General features: G+C 46.5%; 15 protein-coding genes. 2 read left to right on the top strand and 13 right to left on the bottom strand.

What is annotated here, in order from left to right; genetic code table 11:
- Positions 1–20: 20 nt before the first annotated feature.
- The 5 genes from HMPREF9708_RS06715 to HMPREF9708_RS06695 all read right to left on the bottom strand — a co-directional run bounded on the left by HMPREF9708_RS06715 (position 21) and on the right by HMPREF9708_RS06695 (position 4706).
- Complete coding sequence (locus HMPREF9708_RS06715) at positions 21–836, bottom strand: ZIP family metal transporter (RefSeq protein WP_006309513.1); 816 nt, start codon at positions 834–836, stop codon at positions 21–23.
- 16 nt (positions 837–852) lie between these two features.
- A complete protein-coding gene (gene dinB / locus HMPREF9708_RS06710) occupies positions 853–1971 on the bottom strand; it encodes a DNA polymerase IV (protein WP_006309512.1) in 1119 nt (372 codons plus the stop codon).
- Between the two features lie 106 nt (positions 1972–2077).
- Positions 2078–2449, bottom strand: a complete 372-nt coding sequence (gene yajC / locus HMPREF9708_RS06705) for a preprotein translocase subunit YajC (RefSeq protein WP_006309511.1) — start codon at positions 2447–2449, stop codon at positions 2078–2080.
- A 306-nt stretch (positions 2450–2755) separates the two neighbouring features.
- Positions 2756–3895 carry a tRNA guanosine(34) transglycosylase Tgt gene (gene tgt, locus HMPREF9708_RS06700; RefSeq protein WP_006309510.1) on the bottom strand — a complete coding sequence of 380 codons (1140 nt, stop codon included), beginning with the start codon at positions 3893–3895 and terminating at the stop codon, positions 2756–2758.
- Positions 3896–3914: 19 nt separating this feature from the next.
- Positions 3915–4706 (bottom strand): glutaminyl-peptide cyclotransferase, encoded by a 792-nt coding sequence (locus tag HMPREF9708_RS06695; RefSeq protein WP_006309509.1) that lies wholly within the window; start codon positions 4704–4706, stop codon positions 3915–3917.
- Between the two features lie 107 nt (positions 4707–4813).
- Here HMPREF9708_RS06695 and HMPREF9708_RS06690 point away from each other — a divergent pair, with 107 nt between their 5' ends.
- Positions 4814–5455, top strand: coding sequence for a lysophospholipid acyltransferase family protein (locus tag HMPREF9708_RS06690; RefSeq protein ID WP_006309508.1), 642 nt, complete (start codon positions 4814–4816; stop codon positions 5453–5455).
- 66 nt (positions 5456–5521) lie between these two features.
- Here HMPREF9708_RS06690 and HMPREF9708_RS06685 read toward each other — a convergent pair whose 3' ends face one another.
- From HMPREF9708_RS06685 to HMPREF9708_RS06670, 4 genes are all read right to left on the bottom strand, one after another.
- The gene (locus HMPREF9708_RS06685; protein ID WP_006309507.1) at positions 5522–7312 is read right to left on the bottom strand and encodes an ABC transporter ATP-binding protein; all 1791 of its coding nucleotides are present in this window, start codon (positions 7310–7312) and stop codon (positions 5522–5524) included.
- Positions 7302–9059 (bottom strand): ABC transporter ATP-binding protein, encoded by a 1758-nt coding sequence (locus HMPREF9708_RS06680; protein WP_006309506.1) that lies wholly within the window; start codon positions 9057–9059, stop codon positions 7302–7304. The genes HMPREF9708_RS06685 and HMPREF9708_RS06680 overlap by 11 nt, the downstream gene beginning before the upstream one ends.
- Positions 9060–9586: 527 nt before the next feature.
- Positions 9587–9805, bottom strand: coding sequence for a YneF family protein (locus tag HMPREF9708_RS06675; protein ID WP_006309505.1), 219 nt, complete (start codon positions 9803–9805; stop codon positions 9587–9589).
- Between the two features lie 59 nt (positions 9806–9864).
- Entirely contained in the window at positions 9865–10110 is a 246-nt protein-coding gene (locus tag HMPREF9708_RS06670) for a DUF896 domain-containing protein (RefSeq protein WP_006309504.1), read from the bottom strand.
- Positions 10111–10196: 86 nt separating this feature from the next.
- On the opposite strand from HMPREF9708_RS06670, the gene lexA reads away from it, so the two are divergent.
- Positions 10197–10811 (top strand): transcriptional repressor LexA, encoded by a 615-nt coding sequence (lexA, locus tag HMPREF9708_RS06665; RefSeq protein WP_040447830.1) that lies wholly within the window; start codon positions 10197–10199, stop codon positions 10809–10811.
- A 47-nt stretch (positions 10812–10858) separates the two neighbouring features.
- On the opposite strand, the gene HMPREF9708_RS06660 is transcribed toward lexA, so the two are convergent.
- From HMPREF9708_RS06660 to HMPREF9708_RS06645, 4 genes are read right to left on the bottom strand one after another with little or no spacing between them, the layout of a single operon-like run.
- On the bottom strand, positions 10859–11371 hold the full coding sequence (locus tag HMPREF9708_RS06660; RefSeq protein ID WP_006309502.1) for an adenine phosphoribosyltransferase: 513 nt from the start codon (positions 11369–11371) through the stop codon (positions 10859–10861).
- Positions 11361–13694: a single-stranded-DNA-specific exonuclease RecJ gene (gene recJ / locus HMPREF9708_RS06655; RefSeq protein WP_006309501.1), complete on the bottom strand. Its 2334-nt coding sequence runs from the start codon at positions 13692–13694 to the stop codon at positions 11361–11363. Before recJ ends, HMPREF9708_RS06660 begins: the two co-directional genes overlap by 11 nt.
- A complete protein-coding gene (rnz, locus tag HMPREF9708_RS06650) occupies positions 13691–14644 on the bottom strand; it encodes a ribonuclease Z (protein ID WP_006309500.1) in 954 nt (317 codons plus the stop codon). The genes recJ and rnz overlap by 4 nt, the downstream gene beginning before the upstream one ends.
- A gap of 18 nt (positions 14645–14662) precedes the next feature.
- Positions 14663–16516, bottom strand: coding sequence for an acyltransferase family protein (locus HMPREF9708_RS06645; protein WP_006309499.1), 1854 nt, complete (start codon positions 16514–16516; stop codon positions 14663–14665).
- Positions 16517–16521 lie beyond the last annotated feature (5 nt).

Below are 16521 nucleotides of genomic sequence, written 5' to 3'. Positions count from 1 at the left end.
CAATCAACTGTCAAAATCCCCTATCCTAAGGCAACGTCCAAGATCATCATGATCACAAACCCCACCATAAAACTCATGGTCGCATGGTCTGTATTACCTGAAGTCTGGGACTCGGGAATTAATTCTTCCACCACCACGAAGATCATAGCACCCGCTGCAAAAGACAAGGCATAGGGTAATAAAAATTGCATGACCAGTACAGCAGCCGCCCCAATCATGGCCCCGATTGGTTCAACCAGGGCGGACATTTGACCCAAGTGGAAGGCCCGGCGCTCGCCCTTTCCTTCTGACATCAGGGGCAAGGATAAGGCAGAACCTTCTGGTATATTCTGAATCCCAATCCCAATCACTAAGGAGATAGCTGAAGCCAATGTAGCCCCTTCTATCCCCGATGTGACCGCAGCAAATGCGACACCCATGGCCATCCCTTCCGGAATATTATGGATCGTCACCGCCAGGAAGAGCATCCAGGTTCGGGTAAGATGGGTCTTAGAAGGGTCTGTATCCCCGTGGTCCCCTGCATAATGCAAGTGAGGAACGAGCTTGTCGATTATCCGCAAGAAAATGCCCCCGACCATAAAGCCGACCGCAGCTGGAATCCAGGCTGGAAAGTCTGGTCGGTTCAATTCAGCTTGGTTTAAGGCCGGTTCTAATAAAGACCAGAAGGAAGCAGCCACCATGACGCCCCCCGCAAAGCCCTGCATGATGGCTAAAAAACGTTGATTCACTTCTTTGACGAAAAAGACTGAAGCCGCGCCCAAGGCGGTACATGCCCAGGTAAATAAACCTGCCAGCCCAGCTTGATAAATCGGATTAAGTGTTAAAAACCATTCCAAGGTATGTCTCCTTTAACTAATCAATTAATTTTATTGTCAGGGAATGACGCCTCGCATCAACCAAATCTGAAACACTGACCCCTAATAGGCGGATTGTTTGGTCTAAGCGGCCATGCGCTTCCCATAAGTCAAGCGCTCGATCGAGAATCTGACTCTTTTGATTGGTCACTTCCGCAAGAGAAGCTTGACGCGTGAGCGTTTGAAAATCATCATATCTTATTTTAAGAGTAACCCTCTGGCAAAGCAAGTCTTTAGCCTTTAGTCGCCGGTGGATTTCTCCTGATAAAGCTTGTAGCTGATTGAAGACCTCTTCTTCTTGAGTTAAGAAAGAGTGAAAGGTTCGCTCGACACCAATCGACTTGCGATCGCGATAGGGTTTGACAGGGGAAGAATAAACACCACGCACCTTATAATAAAGGGAATGCCCCATCTTGCCAAAATGAGTCACCAAGTCCTCATAAGAAAGCTGGTAGAGGTCCTGGCCATTTCGAACTCCCATTGCTTCAAATTGAGCCAGGGTCTTCTTACCGACTCCATGAAAGTCCTTAAGAGGCAACTGAAGCAGGAAGGCCTGACTTTCCTGGGGCGTCACCAAGGTGATGCCATTGGGTTTATGAAAGTCTGATGCAATCTTAGCGATAAATTTATTATAAGACACACCGACCGAAGCGGTTAATTGCGTCTCCTGCTTGATAGCGGTCTGAATCTGTTGAGCCAGTTTTAGAGCAGAGGGTTCCTTGACCTTATTCTGGGTGACATCCAAATAAGCTTCATCCAGTGACAAAGGCTCGATCAGGTCAGTATACCGCTTAAAGATCTGGTGAATCTCTTGCGACACCTGCCGGTAATAGGCCATATTGCCCTTGACAAAGATAGCATGCGGGCAGAGCTGGTAGGCTTGCAGGGCGGGCATGGCGGAATGAATCCCATATTCACGCGCCTTATAATTACAAGTTGCGACAATCCCCCGCCCTCCCGTCTCATGCGGATGACGAGCGATCACCAGTGGTTGGTTGGCCCATTCGGGGTGGTCCCGCATCTCAATACTGGCATAAAAAGCATCCATATCCACATGAAGAATCTTGCGACTCGTATCCGGTTTCGGATCCTCAAAGGTTAATAAACCAAATTGCATACCTACCCCTCCTTATCAGTCAGTGAAGGCTCGAACTTGGACCTTTAGAGATTGGTCCGATAGAAAAGGACCCCAGCTGATGCTGAGGTCCAAGTCATTGGTCAGATTAAGCTTCAGACGATTCAAGTTCCTCTTCGCTTGGCTGAATGTCTTCATATTCTTCAACCGGCTCTTCAGGTGTCAAATCCTCAACCTCTGTACTCGCCTTACCAGCAGACTGCTTAACATTCGCAATGGCATTCAATTCATAAGTTAAGAAAATCCCTTCACAATCCAACACAACCAAACGGTTCTCGTGATCCACTTCATCCACGATCCCATGGAGACCGCCGATGGTAACCACCCCGTCACCTTTTTGGATGTTCTCAAGCATTAATTTCTTCTGTTCCGTTGCCTTCTTTTGAGGGCGAATGAGCATGAAATAGAAGAGGACAAACATGACCAGCATGGGTAACAAAGCAACAATCGGATTATTCATTCTTATCAATTCCTCCTATACATTTACCTTTTTAGTATATCAATTTTGACGATCTCTGCCAATCAATTTCTCATTATTCTCTTGTATTTTGTATCAATCGAAAACAAAAAGGATTAAGGAGGTAAAATAGATTGAAGGGACTTGGTCATAAAAGAACCTCCTTTAATCCCATAAAAAAGAAGGCGGCCCCGATGCTTAATTCAAGGAGACCGCCCTCCAAAATGTTGCTTTCCGGGCTCGATCCACTAGGAAGTGGCTAGACGGTACTCGTGTCGCAATGATAGTCATATTTTGCCTCGCATTGGCTTAGAATTCGGGGGCATTGGGTCGATTATAACCATACTCTTCACGGAAGGCCTGCCTGAATTCGAGTAATTGATCGTCTTGGATCGCTTGACGGACTTGAACCATCAGATTCAATAGGAAGTGGGTGTTGTGAATGGAGGTCAACCGCAGACCGAAGGTTTCATCACACTTAATTAAGTGACGAATATAAGCCCGTGTGTAATGACGGCAAGTATAACAATCACACTTGGGATCAATTGGAGTATAGTCCCTTGCATATTGCGCATTCTTGACAACCAAGCGACCCTGGGAGGTCATACAGGTCCCATTACGTGCAATTCGAGTGGCGAGGACACAGTCAAACATATCCACCCCCCGAATAGCCCCGTCAATTAAGGCATCCGGTGAACCCACGCCCATTAGATAACGGGGTTTGTCTTTAGGTAATTCAGGAGTGAGATAGTCTAAGACCGCGTTCATCTCCTCCTTGGTCTCACCAACCGATAGACCGCCAATTGAATAACCTGGAAAATCTAAGGCCGCCATGTCTCGCGCATGTTGCAAGCGGAGGTCCTTATAACCGGCCCCTTGACAGATCCCAAACAACGCTTGTCGGTCCGGATGCTGATGGGCTTTTAAGCCCCGCTCAGCCCACCGGGTTGTGCGAGCAATCGAATTCTTAACATAATCATAGGATTGGTGGTAATCAGGGCACTCATCAAAGGACATAATCAGATCAGCCCCCAAGGCATTTTGGATCGCAATCGCCTTCTCCGGTGTCAAGAAAAGCTTCTCACCTGATAAGTGATTACGAAAATGGACACCCTCCTCTTCAATCTGACGCATCTCACTTAGGGAAAAGACCTGGAAGCCACCTGAATCCGTCAAAATGCCCTGGTCCCAATTCATGAAAGAATGCAGACCCCCTGCTTCTTGAACAATGTCTTCTCCCGGTCTCAACCAGAGATGGTAGGTATTCGATAAGATGACACCCGCCCCCATCTCCTTCAATTCTTCCGGTGATAAGGCCTTGACAGTGGCCAGAGTCCCTACCGGCATATACATGGGCGTCGGAAACGATCCGTGAGGAGTATGTAGGATCCCCAAGCGAGCACCGGTATGTTTTTCTTCTTTAATGAGTTCATAAGTGATTGCTGCCATCTTAACCATCCTTTATTCTTTAATTGTCACGAAGATGCACTTCTAATAGAAAGGGAAAATTCTTGCCTGTTAGATAGAACCGGTCTGCTTCAATATGGGCGATGCCGTTGAGGGCATCCATCTCCTGGGCTTGAGCCGGAGTAATGGGGATGTCTTGCAAAATCGGATCGAGGTCATAAATCAGCTGGACTTGACCCGTCTCTGGATCGATCTTAATAATATGATGATCATACCAAATATTGGCATAGAGCGCTTGGTTGGCATATTCCAACTCGTTCAGTTGGGTCACAGGTCGTCCTTGCCAAGTCACTTGGAGGTCATTCAAGCGGGTAAAAGCTTCTGGATCTTGCTGGTACAAAGAACTGCTACCATCACTCATCCAGAAAAGATCCCGGTCAGGATCATAGGCCAAACCCCAACCCTCGCCTGAGTATTCAAATTGGTCGACTCGACCAAGATCTGTCAAGGACCGCTTCAATACGATTCCTTCCTTCCAGGTTAACTGCCAAAGGGCATCTTCCCGAATAGAAATTCCCTCTCCAAAATAAGCCTCGGGCAGGTCTTGCATAGGGATGAATTGCCCTGCTTGGAAGTCAAAGGTCCCAACTTGCGATTCGCCATAATGGCCAGTTCCCAGATAAAGATCGCCATCCTGGCTAAGTTCCAGCCCTTGGATAAAGAAGGGATCTTGGATCGGAATTACTCTTATTAGATCCACTCTTCCCTGATTCGCTGCTGGGATGTGTTGAGCCAGGTGGGGTTGAGGGCTGATGGTTAACAGGGTCATGACCAGCATTATTAAAGCTTGCATAAATGATCTCCTTTACTTAGTAATTAAACTCTATCACGAACTTTGGCTTGAATCTAGCTTAAATATTGGTAAAATAAGACTATTATTTGCATGAAAAGGAGTAGACAATGACTTTTTATCACTTCATGGTGGGACTCTGTCGCTTTTTCTTCTATCTATTCAATGGTAAACCAGAGGTTCACGGATTAGACAACTTACCCAGTGACGAGACGGTGATCTTTGCCGCCACGCATCGGTCAGCTTTTGACCCCTTCTATCTCGCCATTGAATTGAGTCCGCGCCCCATCTCCTTTATGGCCAAGGACTCCATCTTCAAATGGAAATGGTTAGCCAACCTTTTACGTAAAGGCCATGTCTTTCCAGTTAACCGTGATAAGCCATCACCCAAGATCATTAAGTTTGCAGTCAAACAATTGACCCAGAACCAACTCAACTTGGGCATCTTTCCCTCAGGCTCCCGCTATTCGACACAAGTCAAAGGAGGGACGGCCTATATTCAACGCTTAGCCAAGAAGGCGATCGTGCCGATCGCCATTCAGCCCCCTTTAACCCTGGGCGGATTCTTAAAGCGGCAAAAGGCCAAGATCATGATCGGCCAACCAATTGCCTATGATCCAAGTCGGGACTATGATAAGGCCCACTTACAAGAAATTGATCAAGCCATCCAGCAGGCCTTTGACCAGCTAGACCAAGCGCTCGACCCCACCTATCGCTATGATCCCCCAGCACGAAAACAAGCCAAAGATTAAGTCCAGAGAAACAAATCAATTCGATTAGAAAACCCAGCTGAAACTTTCCATCAGCTGGGTTATTTTTTAGGCTTTTTCCATAGATTGTAACTCGTACATCTGGAAGTATGTACCGCCCTTGGCAATCAATTCATCATGGGTCCCCGCTTCAATAATCTTGCCCTTATCCAGCACAATAATCTGGTGGGCATCCTTAATCGTTGAGAGACGGTGGGCAATCGCAATCGTGGTCCGCCCCTGCCGCATCTTGTTCAGGGAGTCTTGAATATAATGCTCTGTCTCAGTATCAATATTGGCCGTGGCTTCATCCAAGATAAGAATACGAGGTTTACGGGCCATGGTTCGGGCAAAGGAGAGCAATTGCTTCTGACCGGTTGAATAGGCGGCTCCCCGCTCGATCACAACTCGGTCATAGCCACTAGGATGTTGGTCAATGAAGGTATCCGCATGAACAAATTGAGCCGCTTCCTTAATCGTTTTGTCGCCAATACTGGCGTCCAATAGGCGAATATTACGGGCGACATCGCCATAAAAGATAAAGGAATCCTGGAGGACGAGCCCCATCTTACTTCGTAATTCCTCATAGGAGAAGTCCCGGATCGAATGCCCATCGATTCGCACGTCACCTGACTGGTACTCATAAAATCGCATTAAGACATTGATAATGGAAGACTTACCTGATCCCGTATGGCCCACAATCGCGACGGTCTCGCCTGGATTCACTCTAAAGGAAACTTGGTCTAAGACTTGATGGTCGCCATCATAAGAGAAACTTAATTGATCAAATTCAATAAGGCCCTCCGTAATCACAGCCTCTGGATTGTTCAACTGCTGGGGCACAAATTCCTGGTTATCTAGGTAACCTAAGATCCGGGAAGAAGACACTACCCCATCTTGCAGCAGACTCAGGGAGTCCATCATCATTCCCATAGGTCGGAAGAATTGGGTTGAATATTGGGTAAAGGCATAAATCACACCGACCTCTACAACACCTGAGAAATACTGCCGCCCCAGTATGAAGACAACCAAGGCCAAAGCTAAGCCTTCTAAAAGACTGATAATCGGCATCAAGAGTAAAGAGTTCATCTGAACCATGGTGCGACGATTATTGAAATGTCGGTCGTTCTGCTCTTCAAATTCCCGGTAAACCCGTTCTTCTTGCCGGAAATTCTGAATGGTCGATACCCCCATAACCGATTCGTTAATCTTCGTATTCAACCGACTGAGGTTCTCCCGCATCTTCCGATAGACCATGGAGGAATAGGACTGATAGAACCAGACTAAGCCCGCCATGATTGGAATGAACAGGAGGAAAATCAAGGCCATATAGCTGTTTAGGAGGTACATCCCAATGAAGACCGAAATAATCGTCACGATCCCCTCAAAGAGGGCATAGAAAACCCGCCAGAATTCCTTGAGGGTTTCAGTATCATTGGTCACACGCGAGACAATTGACCCACCTGGTGTTTGATCAAAGAACCGCATACCCAGCTGGTTAATCTTAGTGAAAATTGTATTGCGAATCAGTTCAACGGTCTTCTCTGATGCCATATCAAACAGGTAAGAAGACAAGTAGTTGAAGATGATTTGTCCGAGTAAGAAGGTCCCATAAATGGCCACAAAGATTAGGCCAATTCGAAGGCTCATTTGATTCGTTGCCAGGTATTGGTCAATAAATCCTTGAACAATTCTTGGCATAATAACCGACACAACAATCGAGAGTCCCGCACACAAGACCGCCCAGAAAAACCGGCGCCAATAATGACCAGCAAAGGCAAAGATCCGCTTGGTAATTTGGACCTGTTCGCCAATCGTCATTTTCTTGGTCCAGGCTGATTGATACTCTTTATTGGCCATTGGCTTCACCCTCTTCCATCATGGCTAATTCTTGTTGGGCATACATTTCAGCATACCAGCCGCCTTGGCTAATTAATTGATCATGATTCCCCCGTTCAACAATTCGCCCTTCATCCAGGACCAGGATCTCATCGGCGTGCATGACACTCGATAGACGGTGGGTTGCTATCAGGGTCATCCGCTGAGAGTCATCCCCCTTAACCGATTGGAGGATGGCCTCTTCCGTCTTGGCATCCACGGCAGAAAGGGAATCGTCCATGATCAATACCGTCGGATCCAGCAAGAGGGCCCTAGCAATCGCAATCCGCTGTTTCTGCCCACCTGAAAGAGAGACCCCCCGTTCGCCAACCAGGGTCTCATAACCTTCTGGAAAATCGAGAATATCATCATGAATGGCCGCTAACTTCGCCACCGCTTCAACTTCAGCCATGCTGGCGTCAGGCCGCGCAAACCGGATATTTTCGAGGATGGTGGTGGAGAATAGGAAGTTGTCTTGGGGGACATAGCCAATCTGAGGTAATAAGGCATCCAAGGCAAAGTCCTGCATGTCCTGTCCATTATAACGAATGGATCCTCGATAATGGTCGTATTCACGCATTAAGAGCTTGAAGAGTGTCGTCTTACCCGACCCTGTCTTACCAACAATCCCCAGGGTTTCTTGTGGCTTCAGCGTAAAGTCAATGCCTTCAAGGTCCGCTGGTTGGCCTGGCTGATAGCTAAAGGCCTCGATATGATAATGAAGGGGACCTTGGATGGGCGTTTGAATCGCCTGGTCACTTTCTTGGATATGACTTTTCTCCTTCAGAATCTCTTCAATTCGCTCATAGGAAGCCGCACCACGATTTAAGATGTTAAATAACCGCCCTACCGCGATCATCGGCCAGGTCAACCGGGTAATATAGGAGATGAAGGCCACTAATAGCCCAATCGTAATCTGACCATCCACCACCAGAAAGCCACCATAAAAGAGCCCGATCATGGTCGCTAGACCCATGATAAGTTGGCTGACCGGTCGAAAGCTCGCATCATAGAAGTAGACCTTCTGATTCATCTTCACCACATGGTCTGTCTTATTCTTAAAGTCTTTAATATCTAAGGCTTCCTCACCGAAGGTCTTAATCACCTTCATCCCAGTGACACTCTCTTGCACCTTATCATTCATCGTCGAAAAAGCTGCTTGAGCATTATGGGAGTGGTAGTGGAGCTTACTTCCAATGTAATTAATAAAGAGGGCCAGGAAGGGTAAGGGAATAATCGACACCAGTGACAAGCGCCAATCGACGACCACCAGCATCATGAATAAGGTCACCAGACCTTGTGACAAGGAGTCGACCAGGGTCAAGATTCCTGCCGATGCGACCATACGAATCGCATTGAGGTCGTTCGTCGTTCGAGCCATCAAATCCCCTGTCCGATACTTCTGGAAAAAGTAACTGTCCATAGTCATGAAGTGATGAAAGAGGCGGCCTCGAAGCAAGCGCTCTAACTTAGCAGAAGAACCAAAGATTGCCATCCGCCAAACATACCGCATACCGTAGGTGATAAGCGCTAGAAAGACCAATACGACCACCCAAATAATTAATTGCTGATAATCGATCGTCTGATTGGTCATAGCATCAATAATCCTACCTAAGAACAAAGGGATGAGTCCTGAAACAATACTAATAAGGACCAGCATACTAATTCCTAGGAGATAAGCCTTCTTCTCTTGTTTAAAAAACCAGCCAAGCTTGGCGAACATATCCATGATTTGCTATCTCCTTTTTCTTTATAATATTTAACTCTCATATTATCATTTGCTCATTTTCATTACAATCAAATAGCAATCAGAATATTGAGAATGTGTCAAAGTTAAGAAGGCAGCTCTTGGTATCCGGGCCATTATTCGATCCCCTTAATCCAATCTCATTCATGATGATCATTTAAATAAGGCAGATCTCAGGCTTAATTAAAGAGGACCGCCGTCCAACTTCCTCTGATTAAGCCAGGGAACTGCCTTCTTTCATTTTGACATATAAAGTGATCGACCCTTATAATCAACCATTTATTATGTAATATTTTAATAGAACCGTTTAATATGAAGGATCACCAGCCTTTATAACTTCGCATTAAATGGTATAAATTCAGTAAAATCAAAAAATGAATATCAATTTACAATAAAACAGATGATCAGCAAAACCTAGCTTTGAAGGTCCCCATCAATTAAAGCGAATTATCCGTGCCGAAGTAAAATAAAAAAGAGCTCACCCGCAGGTCAACTCTTTCTTGATCCGACTATTTAGACTGCATCTTCATCGATTGCATGATCTGCTGAACCTTTCGCTTGGAAGGCTTTTGACCCATTTGAGCCATCATTGCTGTAATCATACGCTCATCGATAGGTGGATTCTTCTTGAAGTAATCCATCATATAGCGACGGGCTAAATAAAAACCAAGCACCGCTCCGAGAATCAGTGCCAAAATGATTAACATAATCCATCCGTAAACTGGCATAGTATGACCTCCTTTACTTATCTTCTCTAGTTTATCAGTTATTCTTCCAACCTGCACCCTTAATTATCTTGCGCAGGCTCTGATTTTTTTTGGTCCTGCATGCGCTTCACCTTATCAGGGGTGATTTCATTTCCTTGGGGATCAAAGACGCGGATCCCTTCAATTTGAGCTTTCATTTGCTGCCTAAATTGACTCAGATAGTCCTGCCGCAAGGCCTTTTGCTCGATTTTTTCTTGGTCGGTCAAACCTTGGGCTTTTTGCTTACGCGCAAGCTGATTAATGCGGTCAATTAAGTTTTTTTCCATTTTAACCTCCAAATAACGAACATTTGTTTGTAAAAAGGGGCGAGGTTTGCTATAATAGGCCCAACAAAAGGAAAGAGTGAGTGTATATGACAAAAATTTCCGCCAAACAATTGAATGTCTTACACAGTATTTATGAGTTACTCAATGAGAATGGTTACCCACCGACCGTTCGAGAGATCGGCGACCGTGTTGGCCTCTCTTCCCCTTCTACGGTTCACGGCCACTTGGACCGCTTATGTGAGAAAGGCTTCATTGATCGCGACTCAAGTAAGACCCGGACCCTTGAGATTACCCAACTTGGTCTTGAAGCCATTGGCGTCCAATCCGATCGGGTTCCTCTCTTAGGCTATGTGGCAGCAGGTGCTCCCATCCTCGCTGAGGAAGAAGCCATGGACTACCTGCCAGTTCCGAACGACCTACCCTATGACCCCTCTGAACTCTTCATGCTGATCATTAAGGGCGAATCCATGATCAATGTAGGGATTCTGGACGGGGATATCATCACGGTCCGCCGGCAATCTGTCGCCAATAATGGAGAGATTGTTGTCGCCATGACCCTCGATCACGAAGCCACCTGTAAGACTTTCTTTAAGAAGTCAGACCATATTGTGCTAAGACCTGAGAATGACGAGATGGAGGATATTATCCTACCGGATGCTCAGATCCTGGGAAAGGTTGTCTCCTTAACCCGTTACTTCTAGCTCTAGCCTTCCATTATACAAGCCAGCCTGGGATGACCAGGCTTTTTTTAATAGTGCATTAGGGTGAAGTAGTCGTGGCCTTTTAACTTGTCTCGACCTGCCAGATCATCCAGTTCAATAAGGAAGGCGCATCCCGCTACAATCCCCCCTAAGTCTTCAACCAACTGAATCGAAGCAGCGACCGTCCCACCTGTTGCGAGTAAGTCATCCGTAATCAAGACCCGTTGGCCAGGCTTGATGGCATCCCGGTGAATCTGCAAGGTGTTAGACCCATATTCCAAGTCATATTCCACCTCGATCGTTTCTCTGGGAAGCTTGCCTTTCTTACGAACAGGGGCAAAGCCGACCCCCAAAGCATAAGCAACAGGACAACCAATAATAAAGCCGCGGGCTTCGGGGCCTACCACCATATCGATCTCTAATTTCTTGGCATAGTCCACAATTTCTTGAGTAGCTGCCGCAAAGGCGGGGCCATTCCCCATTAAGGGCGTAATATCACGAAAGATAATCCCCTCTTCGGGATAGTTGTCAACTCGTGCAATATAATCTTCATACTTCATGCGAATTCTCCTCATTCATCCATGTTACGATTTCATCGATCGTCTGATAATTAAAGAACGCTTCTGCTTCCATGGCCAGGCGATATTTTGCCATGGCTGGCATGGCAAATAAATCAACCTTTCGGTTGGTGGGCGAAGTGACTTTTGTGACGACACCATCCTTTATTTTAACAAATTCTGCTTCAAAAAACACTACGATCATCAGCTTGATTTTACTCGCGTTGATCTGGAGATGATGACTCAGGGCTGGAATCTGGTTTAGGTTAAAGGTCGGTTGGCCGGTCAAGAATTGATAAAAGGCCTTAAAGTCCTGTCGACTAGGTAGCCCGGCTAAATACTTGGACTCTGCCAAGTAAGATCCTAGATAGACCCGGCGCCATTCCTGTTGGAGGTAGAGATCCTTCAATTGTTGCCGGTCACCAGGGGGTTCCATAATTATCAGGTCTTGAAGATCAGGGTCCAGCCGTATCTCCTGGTCATAGAGGATAGCTTCTGAACCAGGGCCCATTTCTTGCTTGAATTGGTGGAGGTGGTTGGCCTGGTCAAAGACATACAGGGACTGAGCACGGCCATATAAGTCTGAGTGAATCTGACTGCCCCGATAATCTACCCATTGGCCTTGCGGGTAGCCAAAGTCTTTGACCAGGACTTGTATTTGTGGCTTATTTTGCCACTGATTCAAGGAGACCTGGCCAGCAATAGATAGTCGCGTCTCCGCTTGGACTTCCTGCATCCGATCCGCCATAGCAAAGGCCACCGCACTTAGACCAGGACTCTCCCCTGCTTGTAGGATTAATTTAACATGTTGCTTGTCGACCCCCATCAAGCGTTTATCTTGGATATAGGCCTGGTCCAATACCAGGATAGGCTTGGGATTATCCATGCCAAAGGGGCCAAGGGCTTGAATTTCTTCAAATAAGGTAGGAGTCACTTCCTCCGCCTGGACGATGAGGTCCACCTTAAGTCGAGGGGGTTGGTTAATCCGTTCCTGAGCTTGATCAGCTAATTGCCTTAACTGGTCCTTGAAGGCTGGCCAATCTGCCTCTGAGACCGTCATGCCCGCTGCTTGACTGTGGCCGCCAAATTGCAGCAAGAGGGACTGAATGGAGGATAACCAGTCAAACAAATGAACAGCGGGAACCGACCGACCCGATCCCTTATAGTGACCCTTTTGCGGATCATAATGAAAGAGGAGGGTTGGTCGCTGGTACTTATCCACAATCCGACTAGCCACAATCCCCAGAACACCCGGATGCCAGTTCTCACCTGAGGCAATAATGATATTTGGTCGTTCCGTCTGATTAGCGACCTGGTCTTCGACTTCCTTAAGAATCTGGTTAACCAGAGCCTGCCGCTTTTGATTGGCCGCATTCATCTGATCTAAGTAATCCTTAGCATGAGAGGGATCATGGCTGGATAACCACTCCAGACCTGGACTGGCATCTCCCAAGCGTCCAAGTGCATTTAGCCGTGGACCAATGATGAAGCCAATCGTTTCCGTCGATAAGGCTTCCTGTGTGACCTGCTCTTGATCCAATAGCTGCTTTAAGCCGATGCGTGAGGTCTGAGCCAGCATCCGGATTCCAGTTTGGATGATGGTCCGATTCTCATCCACAACACTTACCATATCAGCCACCGTCCCGATCGCAGCTAGTTCAATTGCTTCCGCCGGCAATTCATCTAGGAGCGCGATTGCCAATTTTAATGCTACACCCGCACCTGCTAATTCTCCAAAGGGATAATTCCCCTGGGGATGGCGCGGGTGAATGATGGCGTATGCGGCTGGTAAACTGGCTTGAATTTCATGGTGGTCAGTGACAATCACATCGACACCGCGATCCTGGGCATAAGCAATGGCCTCATGCCCTGCGACCCCATTGTCGACTGTTATAATCAACTGGATCCCCTGGTCAATCCATTCCCGGTAGCGGTCAAGATTGGGTCCATAACCATCTTGGAACCGGTCCGGTAAATAATAATTAACTTCTCCACCCAAGGCCTCAATGGCTTCCTTAACGATCAGGGTAGAAGTGATTCCATCCGCATCATAATCCCCATAGATAAGGATCGGCTCACATTCACCAATCGCATGATGAATCCTTTCGACTGCACGGTCCATATCATAGAGAAGCGCAGGATCATGAAAAAGGGTAGGTTGGCTCGAACAAGCCGCTTGAATCGCTTGGTCAGTCTTTAATCCTCGAGCTAAACACAAGCGTAAAAAAGCAGGAGAGTATGTGACTCCTGCTTTTTTTAATTGGTCGATCTTCGTGTTTAAATCCTCAACCTCAGGCAAATCCCACTGATATTTCGCTAATTTCATGGTGTCACCTCGATCTTGTGTCCTCGAGGAGGAATTTCAAATTCATCAAAGTCTTGGACCACCTGGCTAGCGGGGAAAATGGCTTGTGCCTGTTGTTCCAAGATTCGGGTCTCCTGCTTCAAATAACGAGCTGAAATATGGTTCATGTACAATTGACCGACTTGCGCATCCTGGGCAACTTGTGCTGCCTGAGCAGAAGTTGAATGGAAGTAAGCCTTGGCCATCTTAGCCTCCCCTGCTTCATGGGTCGCTTCATGCACTAAGACATCCGCTCCCTTGGCAAGCTGGACACTGTTAGCTGTCTTGCGGGTATCACCCAGGATGGTCACAACCCGTCCTGGTCGGGGCGGCGCTAGAAAATCTTGACCATTTAGCACTTGGCCATCCGCTAATTCCACGACTTCACCACGTTTAAGCTGACCCAAAATCGGACCATTTGGGATCTGATAGGGCGCTAATCGATCCATCAAGAGTTGCCCCGGTGCATCGGGTTCCTGGACACGGTAGCCATAGGAAAGAATGCCGTGATCTAATGGCAGGTAGTCAACTTGCCAGCCCGCCACGATGTCTAAGTGCCCTCCTTGACTGGTCAACTCTTCAATAATCAATGGATAAGGTAATTTGGACCGGGAAATCCGAATCGCCGTCTCAATAAAGGTCCGGATCCCTTTGGGACCATAGAGATAGAGAGGCCCCTCCCCACCTTGGAAGGACCGGGAACTTAACAAGCCAGGTAGACCATAGATGTGGTCACCATGAAGGTGGGTAATAAAAATACGATTAATCTTACGTGGCTTCAAATGGGTCCGCAAGATATGATGCTGGGTCCCTTCACCACAATCAAACATCCAAACTTCATTCAATTCATCCAAGAGCTTGAGGGTAAGCGAAGAAACATTGCGTTGCTTGGCTGGGATCCCGGCTCCTGTTCCTAGAAATTGAATCTGCATAGCGATATCCTTTCTAACTTAACGTAAACGATAGATTTCCTTAGCCAAGAACTTGGCAAATTCTAAAGAGCCTTCATCATTCAGATGGTAGCCATCTGAGGCAAACCATTCAAGATGGTCCTTGGAATAGCTAGCCCAGTCAATAACCTTGACATTACCATGCCTTTGGCTGGCACTCAACAGTTGACGATTGGCATCTTCCGTCCAAGGACGTTCGACCGTTACATTAATAAAATACTGGTCATGGTCATTCCCAATGGCTTCAATATAATCATCAATTTGCCCCTTGGTGAAGGTCCCATTCGACCCTAACAAGGTAACAACCGTAGGCTTCAATTGGCCAACTTGCTTGAGATTGTAGACCACATCGTAAGAATTATAAAGTTGCCGTCCAACTTGTGGATCCATAATCGCTTTGGGAAAGACTTCTTGGAGTCTCTGCGCCGCTGCGGCTAAGATAGAGTCTCCAATAAAGGTGATCTCAATGCCATTGGCATAAAGGAGGACTTCTTGACTCAGGCCTTCAATATTATTAACCACTTTGGGAATTTTAGCTGTCTCAGCGGTTGTTTGCGTCTGACTGGCCAATTCAAGATTGTTCTGAATGGACTCCTCAATTTCTTTCGTGTTCTCATTCCCCTTGGCCTGGGAAGACAAGCCCATTCCAACTGCCCCCATAATGATGGCAAAGCAATAGAAGCCAGTCAAAAACTTAACCAGATAGAGTGACTGGGGATGGGTACGCAAATAGTTCAGCTGATACCGCATCTTCTTCCAGTTAAAGTCCTGACCAATTGGCAGGCTCACCCGCCGCTGCTCAAAGATCTGATAAGTCAATTCAGCTAGAACAACGATTAGGAGAAATTGGACCGCATAATTGAGTCCAGGATATTGGTTAAGCAAGCTAATATTATGTGGCATTAAGAGATAGACAGGATAATACCATAAATAATAAGAGAAGGAACGCTTACCAATCCAAACCAGCGGCTTAAAGCTATAAAGCTTATTCCAAATTGTCGACGGATGAAGGGCTGATAGGATCACAGCGCAAGAAATAAGGGTAAAGAGAGATAAACCAAATTGATAGGCAAAAGGTTTTGTCCCGAACATAAATTTAACCATCAAAAAGCCTAAGACAAAACTCACTAGTCCCACTAGATTCATAATATGGGTGACTTTCTTTGGAATCGGCTTAGGGTTTAATTTAGCGGGTAAGAGCAGACCCAAGGCTCCCCCCATGGTGAAGGCAGAGAGTCGGGTTGGCAGGCCATAATAAATGGCCGTTGGATCTTGACCTGGTTGATAGAGAATGCCCATTAAGACCATGGATAATAGGGAAATAATCAATAAGATATTGATCGTGATCTGGGGTTTTTTATGCCAGATGTAAGTGACGATAATTAACAAAGGCATCAAGAAAATCAACTGGCCATACAGCGACACATACCACAAGTGGGTAAAGGGACTGGGGTTGGCCGCTTGGACAAAGTAAGACTGCTCATTGATGATCTGGTAATAATTATTAAAGAAAGCTAAGGCTGATAAGCCCATCTCTCGCACATTGGAGAGAAAATCCCTTGAAAAGAGCAAAATGTAGCTGGTCGTCAAAGCGATCATCGCTAAGAGAGGAAAGAACAAGCGCTCAAAGCGTTTGATTAAGAACTTGCCATAGGCAGGCTTCTGACCAGCTTGGTCAGCCAGGTAAAAATGTCTAAAGTTAAAATAACCCGCAATGACCAGAAAGGTATTCACTGCTAAAAAGCCACCCGGCACAATATGCTCGAAGAAATAGTAAGCGATAATTAATAGGATGGCGAGGCCCTTGAGGCCGTCAAAGATCGGTACGCGTGCACCACTATAATTTTTCTTCATACTGA

The organism is Facklamia languida CCUG 37842, from assembly GCF_000245795.1.
In the GTDB taxonomy this organism is placed as follows: Bacteria; Bacillota; Bacilli; order Lactobacillales; family Aerococcaceae; genus Facklamia; species Facklamia languida.
Note: the sequence above shows the minus strand (reverse complement) of the source record. Positions and strands in the feature narration are given on the sequence as shown.